Annotated in this window: 17 protein-coding genes and 1 pseudogene; 15 read left to right on the plus strand and 3 right to left on the minus strand. The window is 39.8% G+C overall.

The features are described from left to right. The 8 genes and pseudogenes from HMPREF0848_RS00325 to metG all read left to right on the plus strand — a co-directional run. Positions 1 to 556 (plus strand): annotated as a pseudogene (locus tag HMPREF0848_RS00325) (peptidoglycan-binding protein LysM); the annotation flags it as partial. Between the two features lie 79 nt (positions 557 to 635). Beyond that, entirely contained in the window at positions 636 to 1,697 is a 1,062-nt protein-coding gene (locus tag HMPREF0848_RS00330) for a PhoH family protein (protein WP_008533900.1), read from the plus strand. Between the two features lie 142 nt (positions 1,698 to 1,839). Next, positions 1,840 to 2,754 (plus strand): hypothetical protein, encoded by a 915-nt coding sequence (locus tag HMPREF0848_RS00335; protein WP_008533901.1) that lies wholly within the window; start codon positions 1,840 to 1,842, stop codon positions 2,752 to 2,754. A gap of 162 nt (positions 2,755 to 2,916) precedes the next feature. Further along, positions 2,917 to 3,615: a hypothetical protein gene (locus tag HMPREF0848_RS00340; RefSeq protein WP_037608699.1), complete on the plus strand. Its 699-nt coding sequence runs from the start codon at positions 2,917 to 2,919 to the stop codon at positions 3,613 to 3,615. Positions 3,616 to 3,765: 150 nt separating this feature from the next. Then, entirely contained in the window at positions 3,766 to 4,842 is a 1,077-nt protein-coding gene (locus tag HMPREF0848_RS00345; protein ID WP_008533903.1) for a hypothetical protein, read from the plus strand. A 130-nt stretch (positions 4,843 to 4,972) separates the two neighbouring features. Beyond that, positions 4,973 to 5,830 carry a hypothetical protein gene (locus HMPREF0848_RS10770; RefSeq protein WP_008533904.1) on the plus strand — a complete coding sequence of 286 codons (858 nt, stop codon included), beginning with the start codon at positions 4,973 to 4,975 and terminating at the stop codon, positions 5,828 to 5,830. A 151-nt stretch (positions 5,831 to 5,981) separates the two neighbouring features. Further along, positions 5,982 to 6,677 carry a hypothetical protein gene (locus HMPREF0848_RS00355; protein ID WP_037608701.1) on the plus strand — a complete coding sequence of 232 codons (696 nt, stop codon included), beginning with the start codon at positions 5,982 to 5,984 and terminating at the stop codon, positions 6,675 to 6,677. 131 nt (positions 6,678 to 6,808) lie between these two features. Beyond that, a complete protein-coding gene (metG, locus tag HMPREF0848_RS00360) occupies positions 6,809 to 8,812 on the plus strand; it encodes a methionine--tRNA ligase (RefSeq protein WP_008533906.1) in 2,004 nt (667 codons plus the stop codon). Positions 8,813 to 8,988: 176 nt separating this feature from the next. Here metG and HMPREF0848_RS00365 read toward each other — a convergent pair whose 3' ends face one another. The 3 genes from HMPREF0848_RS00365 to HMPREF0848_RS00375 form a co-directional block, all read right to left on the minus strand. After that, entirely contained in the window at positions 8,989 to 9,834 is an 846-nt protein-coding gene (locus HMPREF0848_RS00365) for an aldo/keto reductase (RefSeq protein WP_008533907.1), read from the minus strand. 10 nt (positions 9,835 to 9,844) lie between these two features. Next, positions 9,845 to 10,741: a LysR family transcriptional regulator gene (locus HMPREF0848_RS00370; protein ID WP_021145934.1), complete on the minus strand. Its 897-nt coding sequence runs from the start codon at positions 10,739 to 10,741 to the stop codon at positions 9,845 to 9,847. A 230-nt stretch (positions 10,742 to 10,971) separates the two neighbouring features. Beyond that, positions 10,972 to 11,712, minus strand: coding sequence for a CPBP family intramembrane glutamic endopeptidase (locus tag HMPREF0848_RS00375; RefSeq protein ID WP_008533909.1), 741 nt, complete (start codon positions 11,710 to 11,712; stop codon positions 10,972 to 10,974). A 408-nt stretch (positions 11,713 to 12,120) separates the two neighbouring features. On the opposite strand from HMPREF0848_RS00375, the gene HMPREF0848_RS00380 reads away from it, so the two are divergent. The 7 genes from HMPREF0848_RS00380 to alaS all read left to right on the plus strand — a co-directional run bounded on the left by HMPREF0848_RS00380 (position 12,121) and on the right by alaS (position 23,696). After that, on the plus strand, positions 12,121 to 14,058 hold the full coding sequence (locus tag HMPREF0848_RS00380) for a GbpC/Spa domain-containing protein (protein ID WP_008533910.1): 1,938 nt from the start codon (positions 12,121 to 12,123) through the stop codon (positions 14,056 to 14,058). 1,307 nt (positions 14,059 to 15,365) lie between these two features. Then, positions 15,366 to 16,325 (plus strand): competence protein CoiA, encoded by a 960-nt coding sequence (locus HMPREF0848_RS00385; RefSeq protein ID WP_008533911.1) that lies wholly within the window; start codon positions 15,366 to 15,368, stop codon positions 16,323 to 16,325. 10 nt (positions 16,326 to 16,335) lie between these two features. Then, a complete protein-coding gene (gene pepF, locus HMPREF0848_RS00390; RefSeq protein ID WP_008533912.1) occupies positions 16,336 to 18,141 on the plus strand; it encodes an oligoendopeptidase F in 1,806 nt (601 codons plus the stop codon). A gap of 173 nt (positions 18,142 to 18,314) precedes the next feature. Beyond that, positions 18,315 to 19,022 (plus strand): O-methyltransferase, encoded by a 708-nt coding sequence (locus tag HMPREF0848_RS00395; protein ID WP_008533913.1) that lies wholly within the window; start codon positions 18,315 to 18,317, stop codon positions 19,020 to 19,022. Between the two features lie 61 nt (positions 19,023 to 19,083). Next, the gene (locus HMPREF0848_RS00400; RefSeq protein ID WP_008533914.1) at positions 19,084 to 20,226 is read left to right on the plus strand and encodes a peptidyl-prolyl cis-trans isomerase; all 1,143 of its coding nucleotides are present in this window, start codon (positions 19,084 to 19,086) and stop codon (positions 20,224 to 20,226) included. 341 nt (positions 20,227 to 20,567) lie between these two features. Beyond that, positions 20,568 to 21,053: an LURP-one-related/scramblase family protein gene (locus tag HMPREF0848_RS00405; RefSeq protein ID WP_008533915.1), complete on the plus strand. Its 486-nt coding sequence runs from the start codon at positions 20,568 to 20,570 to the stop codon at positions 21,051 to 21,053. A 24-nt stretch (positions 21,054 to 21,077) separates the two neighbouring features. Beyond that, positions 21,078 to 23,696, plus strand: a complete 2,619-nt coding sequence (gene alaS / locus HMPREF0848_RS00410) for an alanine--tRNA ligase (RefSeq protein ID WP_008533916.1) — start codon at positions 21,078 to 21,080, stop codon at positions 23,694 to 23,696. The last annotated feature ends 62 nt before the right edge of the window (positions 23,697 to 23,758 follow it).

The following is a 23,758-nucleotide window of genomic DNA, read 5'->3' on the forward strand; positions in this document are numbered from 1 at the left end:
AGCAACATCAGAAGCAGCTTCAGAGGCTCCAGCGGCTTCAGAAGCTCCAGCAGAGCAACCAGCAGCAACATCAGAGGCAGCTTCAGAGGCCCCAGCGGCTTCAGAAGCTCCAGCAGAGCAACCAGCAGCAACATCAGAAGCAGCTTCAGAAGCCCCAGCGGCTTCAGAGGCTCCAGCAGCACAACCTGCTTCAACAAACACGCTTCCAACGGATCCACACCTTCAACCACAAGCTGAAGCTTTCCGTCAAGATGTAGCATCAAAATTCGGTCTTACTGATATCGGTGGTTACCGTGAAGGTGATCCTCAAGACCATGGTAAAGGACTTGCCGTTGACGTTATGGTACCAGTTGGTTCAGAAGTTGGTAATCAAGTCGCTCAATATGCTGTAGACAATATCTCAAATGCAGGTATCTCATATGTCATCTACAGACAACAATTCTACGCACCAGTAGATAATATCTACGGGCCAGCTAACACATGGAACCAAATGCCAGACCGTGGTAGCGTTACTGAAAACCACTATGACCACGTTCACGTGTCATTTAATGAATAAGTCAGAATGATAAAAAGTCACGCTTGGCGTGATTTTTTTGATATAATGGATAAAAATACTTAAGAAAGAGGAACTCTATTTGCAAGAGTATTCTGTTGAAATTACCCTTAATCACCCAGATGATGTCTTGTCGCTTTTTGGAACCAATGAGCGTCATCTAAAACTTATCGAAGAAAACCTAAATGTTATCATTCATGCTAGAACAGAGCGTGTGCAGATTCTTGGAGATGACGAGGAAAGTGTTGAATTGGCTCGCTTGACCATTCAAGCCCTCCTTGTTTTAGTGGAGCGAGGGATGCTGGTTAACACTTCAGATGTTGTGGCAGCTCTAACCATGGCTCAGGATGGTTCGATTGACAAATTTGTTGCCCTTTATGAAGAAGAAATTATCAAGGACAATAGTGGTAAACCAATTCGAGTGAAGACCTTGGGACAAAAGGTCTACGTTGATAGTATTAAAAATCATGATGTGGTCTTTGGGATTGGTCCAGCAGGTACAGGAAAAACCTTTCTAGCAGTTACCCTAGCTGTCACAGCACTTAAGCGTGGTCAGGTGAAACGTATTGTGCTAACCCGTCCGGCTGTTGAGGCAGGCGAAAGTCTTGGCTTCTTACCAGGAGACCTTAAGGAAAAGGTAGACCCTTACCTTCGCCCTGTCTATGATGCCCTTTATCAAATCCTCGGTAAAGAGCAGACGACCCGTCTCATGGAACGTGAAATTATTGAAATTGCGCCACTCGCCTATATGCGTGGTCGGACCCTTGAAGATGCTTTTGTTATCCTTGACGAGGCGCAAAATACGACCATCATGCAGATGAAGATGTTCTTAACGCGTCTTGGCTTTAATTCTAAGATGATTGTCAATGGGGACATGAGCCAGATTGACCTTCCACGTCGTGTTAAGTCAGGTCTTATTGATGCTATGGAGAAATTAAAGGGAATCAAGGCTATTGATTTTGTTCATTTCTCCGCTAGTGATGTCGTACGCCACCCAGTTGTTGCCGATATCATTAATGCTTATGAAAAAAATGCACCTAAGTTTGATCTTGAGGAAAAATCAGAAGGATCAGACCAGGCTGAAGAAGTAGCATCAGGATTGACTGAATACCCAGTCATTGGTGATGAGGATGTTAAAAAATAGAAAGTAAGAAAGAGGTTTGAGAGTTGATATTTTCAAGCCTTTTTTATATGGCAATACTTTAATATAATAAAACTAAATATTGATTTATTGGTTTTTCTGATAAAATAATAATATAGATATTTCATTTAAAAGGAGATTAATAATGAATCAGAAAGATTGGATTGAATATTTTGAGGTGATAAACGATCGTAAACCGACTCCACAAGAGTTTGCGGCTGCAAAAGAGGCTGGGGAGTTTGAGAGTGATAGTCTGAATCCCCAACAAACGGTATCAATTGAAAAACCGACTCAAGTAAATCAACAGAGCATGGCTCAGTCCGTTAAAGTAAGTGCTCAACAAATAACACAACCTGATACCCCGGCGGTCGAGAGTATGGATAAAGTGCCTAAACCAAAAAAGAAATTTACCAAGAAAACTAAAACAATAGTGTTTTCTATTCTAGGGGTTCTTACTGCGATCTTATTGATAGTTGGAGGCTATAGCCTTTGGCGTTACCAATCTGGAAAGCTTGCTTCAGGAGTTTATGAAGAGGTATATAGTGAATATTATGATTATCAAAATAAAAAGTGGATAGAAATTAAGAAAGAGTCTGCTAAAGATGGTGTGCCATTATATGACTTTGTAGTTGTTAAAGGAGATAATTACCAATATCATTCTTTTTGGAAATTAGACTCGGGTAGTTATGTTAATCCTACTGACTATGACTCAACTGTAAACACCTTAAAGTTGTATCCTTGGGAAAAGCAGGCTAAATTTCAGATGTCGTTTTCGGAGTATGAATCTGAGTTTACGAAATTAAGAAAAAACTATCCAAAGTTTATCAACGACACTTATTTTGATGTTAAGGAGTCTTACCAGAAAAAATCAAAAACGACAGTGTTATATGAGAAAAATGGTGATATGTTTACAGAGAAGAATTATGATGAGGACGGGAAATTATTTTTAAAGAGAACTTTTAGACGTTTATCAAAAGAGGATTCTAGAGAAAGACTAGCTGATTATGACAGAGCAGTTGAAGAAGATAAAAAAGAACGTCAAGAAGATTCTGATGATTAATAGATCAGAAAAAGTTAATTAAAAGAAAAGTCAATTGTTTCTTTAAGATATAGGAAGGTCAGCGAATAATGCTGGCTTTTTCCTTTGCAGTCCTGTCACTAGCTTTTCACCTATTTTTGGTAAAATAGTATTGAAGAATAGGCCAATAAGGAGGGGAGAAGTATGACTAAGGCAAAAAAATGGAAGATTGGTATCATCTTATTTCTTGGACTTGTTGCGTCAGTCTTAATCGCCATAGGAGAGAGAGAATTTTGGAAGTACCAAGAAAACTATATTCCAGATGGCACCTATCAGATGGTAAAATATGAGGCTAAATCGGCATATTCCAATGAATTGATAAATTGGACTGAGCGAGGAGAGAATAATGATAGCTTATATGAGGATTTTATAGTTGTTGAGAATATGAAATCTCAATTTTATTATGTTTTTGTGGGGGATGGGGAACCTTTTGTCTCACCATTTGAGCACGATGAAAAGATCCCACAGACTTTTGACCCACGTACTGGGACTTTGAAACAGGATCTAACAGTCTCTGAATATAAAGCTCTAGTGATTTCTCATATTGATAAGATTTCTAAAAAGGGAGAGGAGTATTCAAGAGTAAAGGAAGTATCTGTCCAGAGGTGTGTAGACGATTATAAAAAAATGTTGAAGCAAAAAAGAACTTATGAAAAGCGTCCTAATGGTCTCGTTCTGACTGTTTATGCTGATGATGGACATATTGAGTCGCGTAGAACTTTTAAACGATTAATCTCAGAGGAAGCCGAAGAACTCAAAAGTGGTTATGATAGGGATTATGAGTATGCCTTGGAGCATCATAAGGGCTGGGATCATTATGGAGATTATGCCATCTGGCGCTGATACCTAAACCGACCAAGCAGCTCTTTACTATCGAGCATTGTAGCCCAACGGTTTATTAAAAAACTTACAGGCTTTATGATAATTGTCAAATACTATTTCATCATTAATTTTGGTACAATAGACTTGTAGACCAATAAAAAGGAGATTATTATGAACCAGCAAGAGTGGATTGAGTACTTTGAATTAGTCAACGGTCGCAAACCAAGTCCAGCAGAATTAGCTCAAGCTCAAGCAGCAGGGGAGTTTATTCTTGAGCGACCTAATGGCTTTGGAGCAACTGGACAGGCTAATGAGCCAAGAAAAATTAAACCGGCTGAACCTGTTATTTCTATGACGCAACAGCCTCAGTTTGCCCAAACAACAGCAACCTTCCAACAAGCCATGCCAGTGAAAAAAGGAATGTCAAAAAAAGCTAAGATTATTCTAGCATCAGTCTTGGGTGTTGTGGCAGTGATTTTACTTTCTGTTGGTGGCTATTCATTATGGCGCTACCAATCAGGTAAGATTGCGGATGGGACATACGAGATAGTTTCTTTCTCTCGTTATGATGAAGACAAAGATAAAATGGTTGATGCCATAGATGAATACAAGGACGAAGATTTGGACCTTCAGTCTTTTGTAGTTGTAAAGAATAATCAATCTAGAACCTACAATTTAGTAGAGGGTGACGATAAATCATATGTTAGTTTGATGGACTATGAGATGGATGTTCCTCAGGTATTTGATCCGTGGAATAAAACACAAAGTCAAGTTTTAAATGCGGATCAAGTCGAAGATGCCACAAAAGACTTCATGAAAAAGATGAGAAAAGACTATTCCTTCTATACCAAAGAGTCAGCTGACAAAGTCGTTAAAAAAACAACAAGAGAATATAAAGATACCTTGAAGGAAAAACGTACTTATGTCAAACATGGTGATGAATACACTCTGACTACCTATGATAAAAAAGGAAAGCTTAAGTCACGTATTACCCTTAAACGTTTAAGTAAATCTGATGCAGACAAACGTTGGGATGATTATAAAGATGCTGTCAAGGATTATAAGAAAGAGCTGAAGTCTTATAGCAATCAATACGATGACTTTAAGGACTATTATGGTTATGGTTACGGTAGTGATTATGGAAGTGACTATGGAAGTGACTATGGTTACGGCTATAGTGATGACTATGGTAGCGATTCAAAATCAAGCTCTAGCAGTAGCATTAAAAAGAGCGTTGATAGAATTTAATATTCATAAGTCTAGTAAAGTAGTATCAGGCATAAAGTCGGATACTGCTTTTCTTTTTATGAAAATAGTCAAATGGATTTTTGGCATTTTTCTGGTAAAATAGGAGTATCAATGAAAAAAGGGGACTTTTATGAACGAAACAGAATGGTTAGATTATTTTGAAACAATCAATAATCGCAAACCAAGCGAGGAAGAAATTCAACAGGCTAAAGCTAACGGTGAATTTGTAGCTTCAGAGCCTGTGGCAGAGAACAGCCAGCCACAAGTTCAGGTGAGTGGGCCAGTGACTGGACAAGGGACACCAGTTGTGGCACCTAAAAAAGGCTTGTCTAAGAAGGTTAAAATTATTATTGCTTCTGTTATTGGAGCAGTTGTACTACTTGCCCTTTCTTTTGGTGGCTATGCCTATATCCACCTACAGGGAGGTAAGATCTCAGAGGGAACTTATCAAATAGAGACTTATCGATATTATGATAAGGACAAGAAAAAGATGATTGATGGTATGGAATCCTATGAGAAAAGTAAGTTAAAAGACGGTGATTTTGTTAAAGTTAAAGGCAATCAGTTGAAATTTTATAACTACACCTTGGCTGGTGCGGTTAACTTGGTTGACTTTACGGATTATGATACCGAAAAAGCTTTCCGTCTTGATAACTGGTCTAGAACGCTCACGCCAACAATGTCTTTGGCTGACTATACAAAAGTCGTTGAGAAAGCTGTAGATAATCGTTATAAAGTGGACGAATATACCACTAAATCTGATATCGACGATAGTAAAAAAGTCTACATTAAGGATTATAAAAAATCTCTTAAAGAGACGGTTCACTATAAGGTCAATGGCGATAAAATTATTGTCCTTATCTATGATAAAAAAGGCAAACTTTCAGAAGAAAAAGTCTTTAAACGCCTAACAAAAGAAGAAGAGAAAAAACTAGATTACGAATATGAGCGTGATGTTAGAGCCGATAAAAAACTCTTTCATTCCTAGTTAAATGTGAAAAGATCAAAAACCAGCTCGTCTGGTTTTTTTCTTTTATAAAAATAATCACAGAAATATTTCCATAATTTTTGCTACAATAAAAGATAGTTGTTTTCAGTTAATCATTAAACAGTGGACAATGAAGAGGAAAAAGAAAAATATGTACAAAAAATCAGTTAATGTAGGTTCAAAATTTAGATGGCATCGTTTTTTAGTCAAAGGCATTGCCGGAATCCTAATAATTTTAGGTCTAATGGGTGGAGGCTATGTGTTTTGGAGGAACCATACAGGGGAAATAGCTGATGGTCTTTACCAATTGCAAACGGCTAAGTATTATAACAGTACGACTAAGACCTGGATGGACGGTAAACCTGGTTATGAAGGAACAAAGCTAAAGGATTTTATGCGTGTTGAAGACCAAGAAGCTAAAGAGTACACTTACTATACCTTTGAGAGTAGTTATGGGTCATTTGACAATGTGTCTCCTATTGACTTCGAGACGGGAAAAAACTATAAGGTTAGTGCTTGGTCTAGGACTTTTAAGCCCTTAGTGACTCCTAAAGACTACCAAAAGGAAGTTCATAGTATTGTTCAAAAATATTATAAGGCCAGTGCACTTGTCAGCCAAAAGGATATCGATAAAATGGAGAAAAAGCTGATTGATCTTTATAAGCGTCGAAGTGAGGGAAAAATCAGTTATGATGCTAAAGGGAATCAGTTGACAGTAATCATATTTGACAAAAAAGGAAAGGCCATCGAAAAGCGGAGCTATAAGCGTCTTTCAGGCAAGGATGCTAAGCAATTAGATGCCAACTACCAAAAGGCAGTTAAGCGTTATAAGAGAGGTAACAAGTAACTGTCAGATTTTTCTGAATGAATATGCTTTAAAACCAGCTAGTCTGGTTTTTTTAGTGTCCAAAACGTGCTATAATAAGATGTTATATCATCAGTGTTAGCCCATTTGTTAACACATGAAAGGAAATTAAAATGACAAAAACATTCTACATCACAACACCTATCTACTACCCATCTGGTAAATTGCATATTGGTTCTGCCTATACAACCATTGCTTGTGACGTCTTGGCACGTTACAAACGCATGATGAACTACGATGTCTTCTACCTTACTGGGCTTGATGAACACGGCCAAAAGATTCAACAAAAGGCTGAAGAAGCAGGCATCACACCACAAGCCTATGTGGATGGTATGGCTGTTGGTGTTAAGGACCTCTGGCAACTTTTGAATATCTCATACGATAAATTCATCCGTACGACTGATGATTACCATGAAAAAGTTGTTGCTCAAGTTTTCGAGCGTCTCTTGGAACAAGGAGATATCTATCTTGGTGAATACTCTGGTTGGTATTCAGTCTCAGACGAAGAATTCTTCACTGAAAGTCAGTTGGCAGAAGTTTACCGTGATGAGCAAGGTAAGGTCATTGGTGGGGTAGCTCCATCAGGGCATGAAGTAGAGTTGGTTTCTGAAGAATCCTATTTCTTTAAACTCAGCAACTATGCAGACCGTTTGGCTGCCTTCTTTAAAGAACACCCAGAATTTATCCAACCTGATGGTCGTATGAATGAAATGCTTAAAAACTTCATCGAGCCAGGCTTGGAAGACTTGGCGGTATCACGTACAACCTTCACTTGGGGAGTAAAAGTACCTTCAGATCCAAAACACGTGGTTTATGTGTGGATTGATGCCCTTATCAACTATATCACTGCCCTTGGTTATGGTCAGGATGAGCATGGTAACTTTGATTTGTTCTGGCAAAATAATGAAAACCACGAAATTATCCACATGATTGGTAAGGATATCCTTCGTTTCCACTCAATCTACTGGCCAATCATCCTTATGGCTCTTGATTTGCCATTGCCTACACGTCTTGTTGCCCACGGTTGGTTCGTCATGAAAGACGGTAAGATGTCTAAGTCAAAAGGAAACGTGATCTATCCAGAAATGTTGGTAGAACGTTTTGGTCTTGATCCACTCCGTTACTACCTCATGCGTAGTCTTCCTGTCGGTTCAGATGGTACCTTCACACCAGAAGACTATGTGGCTCGTATCAACTATGAGTTGGCTAATGACCTGGGGAACCTCCTCAACCGTACAGTTGCCATGATTAACAAGTATTTCGGTGGTCAAGTGCCTACCTATGTTGAGAACGTTACAGACTTTGATGCTGATTTGTCTAAGGTTGTGGCTGAAAATATTGAAGAATTCCATAAACAAATGAATGCTGTAGATTTCCCACGTGCCCTAGATGCCGTTTGGAATATCATTTCACGTACCAATAAGTATATTGATGAAACAGCTCCTTGGGTACTTGCCAAAGAGGATAGTAACAAGGAACAATTGGCAGCTGTTATGGCTCACTTGGCTGCTAGTCTTCGTGTGGTGGCTCATCTCATCCAACCATTCATGATGACCACTTCAAATGCTATTATGGAACAGCTCGGATTGTCAGGAACGTTTGACCTTGAAAATCTAGAACTTTCAGGCTTCCCAGAAAATGTCACAGTCGTTTCAAAAGGAACACCAATATTCCCACGTCTTGACATGGACGAAGAAATTGCCTACATCCAATCTCAAATGAACGCAGGCAAACCACAAGAAAAAGAATGGATCCCAGAAGAGGTCGAACTTAAGTCTGAAAAAGACCAAATTAAATTTGACGACTTTGACAAGGTTGAAATTCGTGTCGCTGAAGTTAAAGAAGTAGAAAAAGTCGAAGGTTCAGACAAATTGCTTCGCTTCCGTCTTGACGCTGGCGATGGTGAAGACCGCCAAATCCTCTCAGGTATCGCTAAATTCTATCCAAATGAACAAGAATTGGTCGGCAAAAAACTTCAAGTCGTGGCTAATCTTAAACCACGTAAGATGATGAAGAAATATGTCAGCCAAGGTATGATTCTTTCTGCTGAACATGACGGCAAACTTACTGTCTTGACAGTAGATCCATCTGTTCCAAACGGAAGTGTGATTGGGTAAAACAATTTAGTTTTTTGCGATTTCCTCAAGAGGAAATAGGACGATGAAGCGCTTTTGAATAATAAGGCTTCTGTTCCATTCCCTATTTTGAATTTTAAAGGGCGCTCCTACTTACCTAAGGGCAATCTAAATAAGACATTTTTAACATTAAAACGAGTTCAGTCGAACTCGTTTTCTTATACACTATATTTCAATAAATGCTTAATGCGTTCTACACTTTCATCAGGACCATAGGCATCAGGGTATCGGTCTAGTTTACTGATAGCATCAAGGTCTGCTTGGTCTAGGTGAAAGTCAAAACTATCAAAGTTTTCCTTCATCCGTTCGATATGGGTACTTTTAGGAATGGTCAGAATGCCTTGTTGGGTTTGCCATCTGAGAATGACCTGAGCAACTGTCTTACCATGTTTTTCAGCGATAGCAGTCAGAGTTTGGTCTTGAAAAATACCATCCTCTCCTCTGTGAAAAGGAGCCCAGGCTTGTGTTAGGGTACCAAATTCCTTATCAGCTTTCTGGATAAGTTTGTGTTGTTTATAGGGATGCAACTCGATTTGATTGACTGCTGGAACAACAGGAGTTTGCAAGGCAAAATCTGCCAAACGTCCTGTTGAGAAGTTAGAAACCCCGATGGCTCTAATAAGTCCTTCATGCTGAAGCTCAATCATAGCACGCCAGGCACCATGTAAGTCGCCAAAAGGTTGATGAATCAAATATAAATCAAGATAGTCAGTATCTAGTTTGCGGAGGGTCTCTTTTAAGGCTAGTTTGGTATCTTCGTAGCCGAGCTGGCTAATCCAGGCCTTGCTGGTTAGGAAAATATCTTCACGAGGGATGCCAGAAGTCTTAATGGCACGTCCCACAGCCTTCTCATTACGGTAAAGACTGGCTGTATCAATCAGACGATAGCCGACAGAAAGAGCATATTCTACGGCTTTTTGACATTCCTTTTGGTCGAAAATTTGCCAGACGCCAAAACCGAGTACGGGGATTTTGATGCCATTGTTAAGTGTTTGAAATTCCATTTTCATCTCCTTAGTGGTGGGGTAGTAAGCTATCTTGAATTTCTTCGATAAATGCTTGGATAATTGCAGATTTTTTCTGTTTATTATTGGTCACAATTCCCAAAGTGTGCTTGGGACTGTCCTTAAGTGGGATTAGGACAATCTGGTCCTTGATAAAACTGTTGACAATACCAAGGCCAGAAGCATAACTATCAGAGGCACAGAGCAAATTCATGACACTTCCTCGGTCATTGCTGTAGATAACCTGTTGGTCAGGTAGAACCTCCAGAGGGTCCTCATCAAAGTGAATACCAGAACTTTCCTGACGAAAACGGACCTGTGGATAGCCCTCTAAATCCTTGAGATTTAGGGATTTTTTCTTGGCTAAGGGATGTTGACGCCCCAAAAAAATCTTAGTCTCAAACTCCCCAAGCGGAGTAAATGCCAAATCCATGTGTTTGAAACTACGCTCTAGGATGTGGGCATTGTCTTCATCAAGGTAAATAATCCCCAAGTCACTTTCGAAACTCTCCACACTTTTGAGAATCTTTCTGGTTGTTGTTTCAATCAGTTGAAATTCTTGATAATCACTACGAAAGCGTTTGGCAATATGAGCCATGGGAAGGGATAGAAAATCATAGTGGTGACTGGCAATAGTGAACGATTTCTTGAAGGATTTGCGATAGCGTCCTTCTAGTAGATCTAGCTCTCCAAGGATACGTTTGGCGTATTTGAGAAAATCATGGCCATCATCAGTTAGTTTAGCTCCTGTATTGGAGCGCTCAAAGAGTAGAACTCCAAGTTCTTCCTCTAAATCACGGATGGATGCTGAGAGATTAGGTTGCGTCAAAAAGAGTTTCTTAGCAGCCTTACTAAAAGACCCTGTTTCAGCTATAGTCTGAACATAGCGGCACTGTTGAAAATTCATAAGCATCCCCTTTTTAAAAACATGATTGTGACCTATATTATAACAAAATGAGAAGTCTAATATCAGCAAAATCCTGATAGGAATCGATGAAGACCTGATATGAAATTTTTATGAAGCCAGGTCTTATAGGAAGAGTGGGGATTGAGAGGGTTGGAAGAAGGGATTTCGACAAAAGAAAAGCACTCCAAAAGTTAGTTTTTTGTCTAACTTTTGAAATGCTGTATAAAGTGTCAGTTACTAAGACGTCTAATGGCATCCAATTTTTTAGGTCGAATGAGGAAGAGTCCGATGGCAATGAGTGGTAACCAGAGAATGAAATGCCAGATACTTGTAGCTGGAGCAGCCTGCGTTGATTGTGACATCAGGACACTGGTAAAGTCAACCAAAAAGTGCAGAATGATAGTCCACCAGAGGCTACCTGTGCGTAGGTAAATAGCAGCAAAGAATATGCCGATAGCCGAGGCATAGTAAACTTGAAACAGGGTAGCATCCAAAGGTTGGTGGGTGAGATTTCCTAGATGAGCCAATCCAAAAAATAAGGCTGATAAGAGAACGGCCCCAAAAATTTGTTTTGAAGACCTAATACCATCTTGAAAGGCGAGTTTAAGGAAGAGTCCACGAAAAACATATTCTTCAAAAAACCCGGCTCCTAAGGCGACAATCAAGGCAGTACCAATCATATGAGGTGCCTTACTAATACCCAAAGCTCCCCCAGATATATAGATAAAGTCAGCTAAAATAATCAACCAACAAACACGTAAGGTTTCAGCCAGACCTATCTTTTGAGTGGATTTGATTTTTAAACCTAGTCGCCTATGTACTAGGAAGTAACATCCACACCCAAGAACAAGCGTTTTGATAAGATAGGCTAAATTCTCAGGCAAGGGCCTGAGTATCAAACGAAGTGCGAGGTTCGCAAAAATAATACTGATCCCCAAAAGGAGCAGTGTCCTAACTTCTTTCTTTGTCATTGAAAAAATTCCCCAACTTTCTTAACATTTTTTTCAAGCATACGACGAAAAGCTATTAAAGTCAAGGCCTTAAAGGTAGTTTTTCTGTTCTTTTATCAAGAAGGATAAGAGCTTTAGATGAGGTTGAGTCTCTAGGGATGCGTTTTGACTCTAATCGTTATCTCTGAGGAGGGGTTGACAACTGTAAAAAATAAATGGAGAAATGGCACTTTCTTCTTATACATATCTAGGATAATTGTAAAGAAATGATTAAAATATAACAAAAATGTGTCATATTTTAAAAGTGTGTAGCAAATACATAAGTTTTTTTTCATAAATCTATTGCTAAAATTTAAAAATCACGGTAGTATATTAAACGGTTAAGTAAAATTGGTTAATAAAGCATTAACCGAAAAGGAGAAAGTATAAATGAAAGTCAACCCATTTAAAACAACATTATATTCAAGTGTATTGCTTGCAGGACTTGCTGCTACTAGCGTAGCAGCCGCAGATGAAGCTAAAGATGCCACAGTAGCTACAGATACTGATGCCACAGTCTCAAATGCGACTGCAGAATCAAGTGCTAATCTTGTTAAGACAACAGGAGATGCAGCAGTTGTTACAACTGTACCTGGAACAGAAGAAACAACAACAACTGAAACAGATACTACTGTAAAAACAACAACTAAAGCTATTGCTGAAGTCTCAAACCCTGACTTTGATAATGCAGTTGAAGCTGCAAAAACTACTGCAGCTGCATCAAAAGATTCCGCTGATGTTAAGGCTGTTCAAGAACAAGCAGCTAAAGATGCACAAACAGCTTCAACCACAGTCGTTTCTGAAAATAAATTAACACGTGAAGAAGCTGATGCGGCGCTTACATCTGCTCAAGCAAATGTTGTCGCTACGGGAGGATTCACAGCAACTGAAGAAGCTGGTGTTAAACATGCTAGTGTTGAAGCAGCTAACAATGACAACAAAGTGCAAACAAAAGCTTTGACAACGGCTGTTTCTGACTATAAACAGAAACTTGCAGATTACAAGACACAATTGGATAAATACTACCAAGACGTTCTTGCTTATGCTGCTTGGGAAAAATCATACAAAGAATATACTGGTGGTTCAAATGCTCGTCTTTTGACAAAAGGATTGGCAGAAAATGCGACTGGTTTGATTTATCAAACAGAGGCTAATGCCGCAATGACTGTTGAAAATTCAGCTGGTTCTGTTGACTACTTGGATAAAAACATCCAATCAGGTCATTCAGTAGATGAAATTCTTCAACAGTTCAACACATCTCGCTACCTTCCAAGCGATTTCAGTGCTGCTAATGCTTCACAATATACTATCAATGCTGACGGTGAATATACTGAAGATGTATGGTTGAAGATGGCTACAGGTCAAACATTGACTGTCACATACAACAATCTTAACGGAACGTCATACAATGGTACTCCAGTTAAGAAAATCGTTGCAACATACACTTTGGTAGAAGCACCAAGTACAGATGGTTCAGCTATTGTTAAGTTGTACCACGATCCAACTAAGACCCTTTTCATTGGTTCACAAACTGACGACACTAACAAAAAACTTCATGTTAAGATGAACTTGAACTTCTTTGATTCTGAGTCATCAGTGACACCACTTGACTTGTCTAAGAATGGATCAGTTTTGAGTATCTCATCACTTAACCACTGGAACACTGAACTTGGAAACCACATCGAAAAAGTTGGTTTGAATGGAAACGAATACGTCCAAATCCCTGGTTCATCTATCACTTTGCATGAAGATGGTTATGCGTATGCAAGCAATGATAACGAATTTGTGGCTAATGGTGCTCGCTTTAACAGTGACCCAACAGTAGATCCAACAACTGGTGAAGTGACTGATGAAGGTTGGGATGCTATCAATCCAGATGGAACACCTCGTACGAAGAATGCTTACTATGGTGCAGCTGCAACAATCTTCAAAGGTCAACCAATGGACTTTATCGTAAGCGGAAATAACCTCAACGTTCCAACAGCTTACTGGTTCGCAACAAACTCAACTGTGGTTGTTCCTGAATTGCCAGAAGAACCAAATAAACCAGTTCTTCCAAATACAGTTTCAGTATCAGTTACTTACCACAAGAACTTTGTATCTGTTGAAAAAACAACAGAGAAACCAAAACCACAAGTACCAACAACTCCAACAGAACCAAAATCTGTTAAACCTGTAACACCAACATCAGTTCCTGTAAAAGAAGAGGCTCCAGTTCTTCCATCTACTGGTGAAAGATCAACAGCAGCTTCTGCAGCAGCAGGTGCAGCTATGGTGACATCAGCTTTGGCCTTGTTTGGTATCTCAACTTATAAACGTAAACACTAAGAGAAATTATAGAAAACTAGGAAGATGATTTTCCTAGTTTTTTTATGCAAGAAATGATTAGAGAGATTGGCTATAAAAAAATATGAAATTTTCTGATAATTACTAAATATCATCCAAACAGATAAAAAAAGGTGCAAGAAACAAAAGTTTTCTAATTTTTCAACAACCCCTGTAAATGCTTTTGTTATAGTGATTTTGGGTATCTTCTTCTCTTTGAATTAGCTGTTTAAAAAATATTTTCAAAAAATATGAAATAAATTAATTGACAAAAAATTATAATACAGTATAATAGATACTGTTAGGAAGAGTTTGTTTTTTGACAGGGTGACTCCCTAGTCAAAAAGGACTATCTTAGAATTCAAAATTCTGAGTTATCAAATTCCAATGTTTCATTGTGATGATTTAAAAAGAGAAGATTTGAACAGCAAACAAATTAGATTAATCTATTTAAAACATCAGCATCATCGTAGCGGGGGCTAGCGGTATTTTTAATCCGTGTAGAGACAAACGACAGATTCAAAAACAGCAGAATCGGTAGAGGCTACTCTTCGGAAACGAAGAGGGAGAGAAAATAAAGCAGCAACTGCATATACTTATCAGAAGGTGGACTAAGCCTAAGATAGGTAGTATGTTTTGAGAGTGGTTATTTTAGCCAGTACTCATCTAGAGATTAGTATCTTGAAAGCAGGATGACTGCCTGCTATACAGAGCTTGAGGGAAAGCTTTATTAGATTGACTGACTATCAATCTCGGGATACTTTGAAGCTAGAGACCATTTTGGACCAACACGGTTTTGCGTTTGTTGGTATTGAACTGCACCTAGGGAAATGGTGGTTCAATGTTAGTAAATAGGGATTTTGGATGGTAAGTATCCAAGTCTAAAAATTGTTTTATCTTATTATTGACTAAAGGGATTAAGTCCTTGATGAGAGTTAGGAACAAAAGGGTGATAAGCATATTAGGATGATGTTCCAGTGGCGGAATTTGACCAGATGTTTGTGAGAGCATCTGTCTGTGCTACATTGGCTATTTTCAATAGTCGTGTGGGATAGAGACTGTTTTCAGCTTCTAATTTCAGGGTAGATTGGGGGATTTACCTCTAGAAATTGAAAGATTGAAAAGAGTTCAAATGGATTGAGCGGCACTTGTAACCTAAGGTAAGCAATACACCTATAAACCTATGTTTCCATGCAGCAGGGAGCAAGTTTCAATTCGAATGGGGGACGCATCTAGAGAAATCTAGATGCTTTTTTTCATTTTATGACCTCTTTTGCGAATAAGTAATAGAGTGCATAAAGGAGAGAGTCATGTTAATTGCTAAAAATCAGGAAGGCCTCTTGGTTTCGGCTCTTGAAAATGGGTTGAACCGTGAGAAAATTTATAGGTGCCCTGGCTGTCAAGGGATTGTAATGTTGAGACAGGGGCAGGTGATGTGCCCGCATTTTGCCCACAAATCTTTGCAGGGTTGTCAGTTTTTCTCAGAAAACGAATCGGCCCAACATTTATCCCTAAAAGCCGCTTTGTATCAGTCCTTGGACAATCATGGCGAAAAAGTGTGTATTGAAAAGGTGATACCTGAGTTGGGCCAGATTGCAGATTTATTCGTTGGAGATTCCCTGGCTCTGGAAGTCCAATGTTCTCGTTTGTCACAGAAACGTCTCAGAGAGCGAACCTTAGCTTACCATCAAATAGGTTACGAGGTGCGTTGGCTTTTGGGGGAAGAACTGTGGCTAGGACAGCGTTTAACAGATCTACAGCGTGATTTTCTTTATTTTACAGCTAAGATAGGTTTCCACCTCTGGGAGCTCGATTGGAAGCGAGAGGAAATTAGACTCAAGTATCTCATCTATGAGGATATTTTTGGGAAGGTTCATTATTTAACCAAGTCTTGGTCCTTCACCGAAAATCTCATGACCATATTACGTTTTCCCTATCAGGCAAGGAAGGTGGAGACTTATCAAGTACCTCAACGAAGGAAGGTCTCACGTTTGGTTCAAAGAGAGTTGATGGGCAAAAATCCAAGGTGGATGAAAAGACAGGAGACAGCTTACCTTAAGGGGATGAATTTGTTGAACATGTCCGACCAAGATTTCTTTCCACAAGTGCGATTTCCAGAATCCAAGCAAGGATTCGTGCAAATTAGACTAGAGCTTGATGGTTTTGAAAAGGTTTTTAAGCAATATTATCGAAAAAGGGATTTTTCTTACAGGCAAACCCTCTACCCTCCCACCTTTTATGCTAAAATAGTAGAGTATAGACACAATTAAGGAGAATATTATGTCAGACAATCGAAGTCATTTAGAAGAAAAATATACATGGGATTTGACCACCATTTTTGCGACGGACGCTGCTTGGGAAGCTGAATATGAAAGCACTGTTCAGGATCTTAAGAAAGCTAGTGCCTTTGCTGGTCACCTCTTGGACTCAGCTAAGAATTTGCTTGAGGCTACAGAACTTTATATGAGTTTGATGCGTCGTTTGGAAAAAATCTACGTTTATGCGTCAATGAAAAATGACCAAGACACAACGGTTGGTCTTTATCAAGAATACCAAGCTAAAGCTTCAAACCTATACTCACAGTTGAGTGAAGCCTTTGCTTACTTTGAGCCTGAATTTATGGCTTTGGATGGTGAAAAATTAGCAGCCTTCAAAGAACAAGAACCTGGTCTTGGACTTTATGACCACTATTTCGAACGTCTTTTGGCCAACAAAGACCATGTGCTTTCACAAGAAGCAGAAGGTCTTTTGGCAGCAGCCGGCGATATTTTCAATGGCCCAACAGAGACCTTTAATGTCTTGGATAACGCTGATATCCTCTTCCCATGGGTATCAGATGGTCAAGGAGATGTGATTGAGTTGACACATGGTAACTTTATCACGCTCATGGAGTCTAAAGACCGTGACATTCGTAAGGGGGCTTATGAAGCGATGTATGGAACCTACGAACAGTTCCAACATACCTATGCACAAACCCTCCAAGGCGTGGTCAAGGTTCACAATTACCAAGCTAAAGTACGTCACTATAACTCAGCACGTCATGCAGCGCTTGCGGCTAACTTTATTCCAGAAAGTGTTTATGACTCACTCTTGGAGTCAGTGCACAAACATTTGCCACTTTTACACCGCTACCTAGATTTGCGTAAGAAGGTCTTGGGACTTGATGAGCTTAAGATGTATGATGTCTATACGCCACTCTCTGAGACTGAAACTGCACTTACTTATGAAGAATCCCTCAAGAAAGCAGAAGAAGTCTTGGCTATCTTTGGCGAAGAGTATAGTGAAGGGGTTCATGCAGCCTTTACGGAACGTTGGATTGATGTTCACCCTAACAAAGGGAAACGCTCTGGTGCCTACTCAGGTGGTGCCTATGATACCAATGCCTTCATGCTTTTGAACTGGCAAGATACTTTGGACAATCTCTTTACCTTGGTTCACGAGACTGGTCATAGCTTGCACTCAACCTTCACACGTAAAACCCAACCATATGTTTACGGGGATTACCCAATTTTCTTGGCGGAAATTGCGTCAACAACTAATGAAAATATCTTAACAGAAACACTTCTTAAAGAAGTTAAAGATGACAAGACACGATTTGCCATCCTCAACCACTTCTTGGATGGCTTTAAGGGAACTGTTTTCCGTCAAACTCAATTTGCTGAGTTTGAACATGCTATTCACGAAGCGGATGCATCAGGTCAAATTTTGACAGCAGACTTTATGAACAAGCTTTATGCAGACCTCAATGAGAAATACTATAACCTTAAAGCTGAAGACAACTACGAGATTCAGTTTGAGTGGGAACGTATTCCGCATTTCTACATGAATTACTATGTCTACCAATATGCTACAGGATTTGCGGCAGCAAGCTACTTGGCAGAAAAAATTGTTCACGGTACTGAAGAAGATAAGGAAGCTTACCTCACTTACCTTAAGGCAGGTAGCTCAGATTATCCTTTGGAAGTCATCAAGAAAGCTGGTGTTGATATGACCAATACCGACTACTTGGATGCTGCCTTCAAGGTCTTTGAAGACCGCTTAGTGGAATTAGAAGCCTTGGTTGAAAAAGGTGTTCACCTTTCTTAAAGAGAAGTTCCAATAAGAGAAAATCATTCTGATCAGGATGATTTTTCTTGAACAAACAGGTAAAGGCTTTGAAGGAGTCTTATGACCTTTATGGCTGAGGAAAGTCTTAAAAAGACTTAGTCTTCAATCAAAATCTCTAGCACTCGCTAGGGATTTTTTATATAATAAGACACATGGTTAATTCATATAGTAAAAATGCAAATCACAATATGCGTCGCCCAGTAGTTAACAAGGATATCGTAGACTACATGCGAACGCATCTTCAGGAAAATACAGGACATTTGGCTGAATTAGAAGCTTTTGCTCGTAAGGAGAACATTCCTATCATTCAGCCGGAGGTTGTCGCCTACTTCCGATTTTTGTTGCAGACCTTGCAGCCTAAGAAAATCCTAGAGGTCGGCACAGCTATCGGTTTTTCAGCCCTTCTTATGGCAGAACATGCACCGAATGCTCAGATTACAACCGTTGATCGAAATGAAGAAATGATTGGCTTTGCCAAGGACAATCTAGCCAAGTATGACAGCCGCCAACAAATTACCTTGGTCGAAGGGGATGCTGCTGAGGTGTTGCAAGACTTAGACACCGATTATGATTTTGTCTTTATGGACTCAGCCAAGTCTAAATACATCGTCTTTCTACCAGAAATCCTCAAGCGCCTTAAGGTAGGAGGGATTATCGTTTTTGATGATATTTTCCAAGGAGGAGACATCGCTAAAGACATCATGGAAGTCCGTCGTGGTCAGCGCACCATCTACCGTGGTCTGCATCGTCTTTTTGATGCGACTTTAGATAACCCTGGTTTGACTGCTAGTTTGGTACCCATGAGTGACGGACTTCTTATGCTTAGGAAAAATTCTGAAAATATTATCTTGCCAGATTAAGCAATATTTAAGTAAGTGTGGTATAATAACAAAGATATTGACAATTTAAGGAGTAGATAGAATGACTAAAGAAAATGAAAACCTTGAGTCAACTGAAGAAACTGTTGAAGAGGTTGTAGCAGACAAAGACGCAGAACAAGAGGAGCTTGATCGCCAAAAGGAAGAAGAGGAAAGCATCGCCCTCGCTAGTGAAAAAGCAAAAGAAAAAGCTAAACGTGCTAAGACTAAGAAAACACGTGATGCTGGCAAACCAAGCTCAGGTGGCCGCTTCCTTGGAGGACTTGCCCTTGTAGCTGTCTCAGCTCTTGTTGGTGCAGGGATTACATATGTTTCTCTTGGGAACAAAACAACTGAAGAAACAACTTTGGTATCTATGAAGGGTGATACTGTCACTGTTGGTGATGTGTTTGATTCACTTAAAGGTAGCAGCCAAACGCAACAAAGTGTTTTGAGTGCAACCTTGCAAAAAGCTCTTGAAAAAGAATACGGTAGCAAGGTCAGCAAAGAAGACGTTGATAAGGCCTACAAACAAGCTTCAGAACAGTATGGAGAACAATTCTCACAAGTTCTTGCAGCTTATGGTCAAACAGAAGAGTCATATCGTACACAAATCCGTACGCAAAAATTGGTTGAGTATGCTGTTAACCAAGCAGCTCAAAAAGATTTGACAGAAGCAAACTACAAGGCTGCTTATGACAACTACACACCAAATACAGAAGTTCAAGTCGTTTCAACAACTGATAAGGCAGTAGCTGATAAGGTTGACTCTGAAGCTAAAGCAGAAGGCGCAGACTTCTCAAAAGTCGCTAAAGATAATAGCTTGGAAGTGAACTCTAAGACAGTTAACTCAGCATCTCAAGACTTCCCAACAGACGTTTTGACAGCAGCTTTCAAACAAGATGCCAATGCTGTTTCTGATGTAGTCACAGTTTCAAACAGTTCAACAGGTGCAGCTACTTATTACATCGTTAAGACTGTTTCAAAATCTGATAAAAATGCAGATTGGAAAAACTACAAGGATGATTTGACTAAGGTTATCATCAATGGTAAGAAAGCTGATACTAACTTCACTAACTCAGTCATTGCCAAGGTTCTTAAAAAATACAATGTTAAGGTTGTCGATAAGTCCTTTAGTGCAATTCTTGACCAGTATGTGACTGGTTCTGGAGCTTCATCAAGTTCAACTTCAAGCTCTAGCAAATAAATCACAAGTTAGAGTTGATAATGTTGCTATCAACTTGACCTAAGACCTAAAACACGTTAAAATGGAAAGTAACGAGGAGTTTTAATATTAGGAAACTCTGAGTCTTCCCTTTGAGAAAGGTAATCATTACTTCGGATACAGAAAAATGGCGGTTGCTGCGAGCCATGGACGGATGGGATTATTTGCTACTCAAAGTTTACAATTTAAGAAAAATAAGAATGACAAGGTCATTGAATGAAGGTGGTACCGCGGTTCACGTCGCCCTTCGTTTAGTGGTCTTGTCTTTTATTCTTTTAGTATTTTTTGAATGAATGTATGTATGACATTATTGGAGGTAGCTTATGAAAACCTATTTTGTCAAACAGAAGTTTCGATTGGGTGGTGAACGCTTTGATATCAAGGATGATCAAGGTAGAGTTGCCTACCAGGTCGAAGGATCCTTTTTTAAGGTTCCAAAGACCTTTACGATTTTTGGCGAGGATGGTCGTGAGATCAGTCATATCACCAAGGAGCCTATTAGTCTCTTACCCAAATTTACGGTGGATTTACAGGGTGGTTCGAGTTTTTACATTCGTAAAAAATTAACCTTTCTTCGTGATAAGTATGATGTCGATAATCTTGGCTTGCGAATAGAGGGGAATATTTGGGACCTGGATTTTCAACTGCTTAATAGTCAAGATCAGGTAGTTGCTAGGATTCAAAAGGAACTCTTCCATCTAACATCGACCTATACTGTTACCGTTTATGAAAATACTTATGCCGATTTAGCCATTTCCCTATGTGTCGCTATTGACTATGTGGAAATGCTCGAGAATAGCTCAAAATAAGAAACAATTGATTAAGGAGAAACAATGAAACAACTTACTTCAGCACAAATTCGTCAAATGTGGCTTGATTTCTGGAAATCAAAAGGTCACGCTGTTGAACCATCAGCTAACTTGATTCCAGTTAACGACCCAACCCTTCTTTGGATTAACTCAGGGGTTGCCACTTTGAAAAAATACTTTGATGGTTCAGTGATTCCTGAAAATCCACGTATCACCAACTCACAAAAAGCTATTCGTACCAACGATATTGAAAACGTTGGTAAGACAGCTCGTCACCACACGATGTTCGAAATGCTTGGTAACTTCTCAGTTGGTGACTACTTCCGTGATGAAGCCATCACATGGGGTTATGAGCTTTTGACAAGCCCAGAGTGGTTTGATTTTCCAAAAGACAAACTTTACATGACTTACTACCCAGATGATAAAGATTCATACAACCGTTGGATTGCTTGTGGTGTTGAACCAAGTCACTTGATTCCAATTGAGGATAACTTCTGGGAAATTGGTGCTGGACCTTCAGGACCAGATACTGAAATCTTCTTTGACCGTGGAGAAGACTTTGACCCTGATAATATTGGTATCCGTTTGCTTGAAGAAGATATTGAAAACGACCGTTACATTGAAATTTGGAACATCGTTTTGTCACAATTTAACGCAGACCCAGCTGTCCCACGTTCAGAATACAAGGAACTTCCTAATAAAAACATTGATACGGGCGCAGGTCTTGAACGTCTTGTAGCCGTAATGCAAGGGGCTAAAACAAACTTTGAAACTGACCTTTTCATGCCTATCATTCGTGAAATCGAAAAAATGTCTGGCAAGACTTACGATCCTGATGGGGATAATATGAGCTTCAAGGTCATCGCTGACCACATTCGTTCATTGGCCTTTGCCATCGGTGATGGCGCTCTTCCAGGTAATGAAGGTCGTGGTTATGTCCTTCGTCGTCTTCTCCGTCGTGCTGTAATGCATGGTCGTCGTCTCGGTATTTCTGATGCTTTCTTGTACAAACTTGTTCCAACAGTTGGTAAAATCATGGAAAGCTATTACCCAGAAGTTCTTGAGAAGAAAGACTTTATCGAAAAAATCGTTAAACGTGAAGAAGAAACCTTTGCACGTACTATTGATGCAGGTTCGAGCATGCTTGATGAACTTCTTGCTAACCTTAAGAAATCTGGTAAAGATACGCTTGAAGGTAAAGACATCTTCAAACTTTACGATACTTACGGATTCCCAGTGGAATTGACAGAAGAATTGGCTGAAGACGAAGGCTTCAAGATTGACCATGAAGGTTTCAAAGCTGCCATGAAAGAACAACAAGACCGTGCGCGTGCTAGCGTCGTTAAAGGTGGTTCTATGGGTATGCAAAATGAAACCCTCGCTAATATTACTGAACCATCTGAGTTCTTGTATGAAGATGAAGCTGCAGAAAGCCGTTTGAGCGTTATCGTTGCTGATGATGCCCGTCATGATACTGTAAATTCTGGTCAAGCTCTCCTTGTCTTTGAACAAACACCATTCTACGCTGAAATGGGTGGACAAGTAGCTGACCACGGTACGATCTCAGATGCAGCTGGTACTGTCGTGGCACGTGTGGTTGATGTCCAACGTGCGCCAAATGGTCAACCTCTTCATACCGTTGAGGTTGAAGGTGAACTTGTAGTCGGTGCTAACTATAAACTTGAAATTGATCATACACGTCGTCATCGTGTCATGAAGAACCACACAGCAACTCACCTCTTGCACGCTGCCCTTCATAATATTATCGGCAACCATGCAGTCCAAGCCGGTTCACTTAACGAACAAGAATTCTTGCGTTTCGACTTTACTCACTTTGAGGCTGTAACTTCTGAAGAGTTGCGTGCTATCGAAGAACAAGTCAATGAGGAAATCTGGAAAGCAACTCCAGTAACAACGATTGAAACAGATATTGACACTGCTAAATCAATGGGAGCTATGGCCCTCTTTGGTGAAAAATATGGTAAGAATGTACGTGTCGTTTCAATCGGTGATTACTCTGTTGAGCTTTGTGGTGGTACACACGTTGCCAACACTGCTGAAATCGGTATGTTCAAGATTGTCAAAGAAGAAGGTATCGGTTCAGGAACACGTCGTATCTTGGCAGTAACATCACGTGAAGCTTACCTTGCTTACCGTGAAGAAGAAGATGCCCTCAAAGCAATCGCAGCAACACTTAAAGCACCACAATTGAAAGAAGTTCCTAACAAGGTGGCTAGCCTTCAAGAGCAATTGCATGCCCTTCAAAAAGAAAATGCTGCGCTTAAAGAAAAGGCAGCTGCAGCTGCAGCTGGTGACGTCTTCAAAGATGTTAAAGAAGCTAACGGTGTTCGTTACATTGCTAGCCAAGTGGAAGTTTCTGACGCTGGTGCCCTTCGTACCTTTGCAGACCAATGGAAGCAAGCTGACTACTCTGACGTTCTTGTCCTTGCAGCTCACATCGGTGAAAAAGTTAATGTCCTCGTAGCAAGCAAGTCTAAAGACGTTCACGCAGGTAATGTTATCAAGGTTCTTGCACCAATCGTATCAGGTCGTGGTGGTGGTAAACCAGATATGGCCATGGCAGGTGGTAGCGATGCCAATGGTATCCAAGATCTTCTCTCAGCAGTAGCAGAACAACTCTAAGATGTGATACAATAAAAGTAACTTGAAAAGGTAGAATGAAAATCCTATCTTTTTTCTTTGTA

The organism is Streptococcus sp. C150, from assembly GCF_000187445.1.
Classification (GTDB): domain Bacteria; phylum Bacillota; class Bacilli; order Lactobacillales; family Streptococcaceae; genus Streptococcus; species Streptococcus raffinosi.

Coding starts and splice junctions, on each gene's coding strand:
- HMPREF0848_RS00370 (WP_021145934.1), bottom strand. CDS start 10,741: ATGAATTTTCAACAGTGCCGCTATGTTCAGACTATAGCTGAAACAGGG.
- HMPREF0848_RS00380 (WP_008533910.1), top strand. CDS start 12,121: ATGAAAGTCAACCCATTTAAAACAACATTATATTCAAGTGTATTGCTT.
- alaS (WP_008533916.1), top strand. CDS start 21,078: ATGAAACAACTTACTTCAGCACAAATTCGTCAAATGTGGCTTGATTTC.
- pepF (WP_008533912.1), top strand. CDS start 16,336: ATGTCAGACAATCGAAGTCATTTAGAAGAAAAATATACATGGGATTTG.
- HMPREF0848_RS00345 (WP_008533903.1), top strand. CDS start 3,766: ATGAACCAGCAAGAGTGGATTGAGTACTTTGAATTAGTCAACGGTCGC.
- HMPREF0848_RS10770 (WP_008533904.1), top strand. CDS start 4,973: ATGAACGAAACAGAATGGTTAGATTATTTTGAAACAATCAATAATCGC.
- HMPREF0848_RS00395 (WP_008533913.1), top strand. CDS start 18,315: ATGGTTAATTCATATAGTAAAAATGCAAATCACAATATGCGTCGCCCA.
- HMPREF0848_RS00335 (WP_008533901.1), top strand. CDS start 1,840: ATGAATCAGAAAGATTGGATTGAATATTTTGAGGTGATAAACGATCGT.
- HMPREF0848_RS00355 (WP_037608701.1), top strand. CDS start 5,982: ATGTACAAAAAATCAGTTAATGTAGGTTCAAAATTTAGATGGCATCGT.
- HMPREF0848_RS00385 (WP_008533911.1), top strand. CDS start 15,366: ATGTTAATTGCTAAAAATCAGGAAGGCCTCTTGGTTTCGGCTCTTGAA.
- HMPREF0848_RS00375 (WP_008533909.1), bottom strand. CDS start 11,712: ATGACAAAGAAAGAAGTTAGGACACTGCTCCTTTTGGGGATCAGTATT.
- HMPREF0848_RS00405 (WP_008533915.1), top strand. CDS start 20,568: ATGAAAACCTATTTTGTCAAACAGAAGTTTCGATTGGGTGGTGAACGC.
- HMPREF0848_RS00365 (WP_008533907.1), bottom strand. CDS start 9,834: ATGGAATTTCAAACACTTAACAATGGCATCAAAATCCCCGTACTCGGT.
- metG (WP_008533906.1), top strand. CDS start 6,809: ATGACAAAAACATTCTACATCACAACACCTATCTACTACCCATCTGGT.
- HMPREF0848_RS00400 (WP_008533914.1), top strand. CDS start 19,084: ATGACTAAAGAAAATGAAAACCTTGAGTCAACTGAAGAAACTGTTGAA.
- HMPREF0848_RS00340 (WP_037608699.1), top strand. CDS start 2,917: ATGACTAAGGCAAAAAAATGGAAGATTGGTATCATCTTATTTCTTGGA.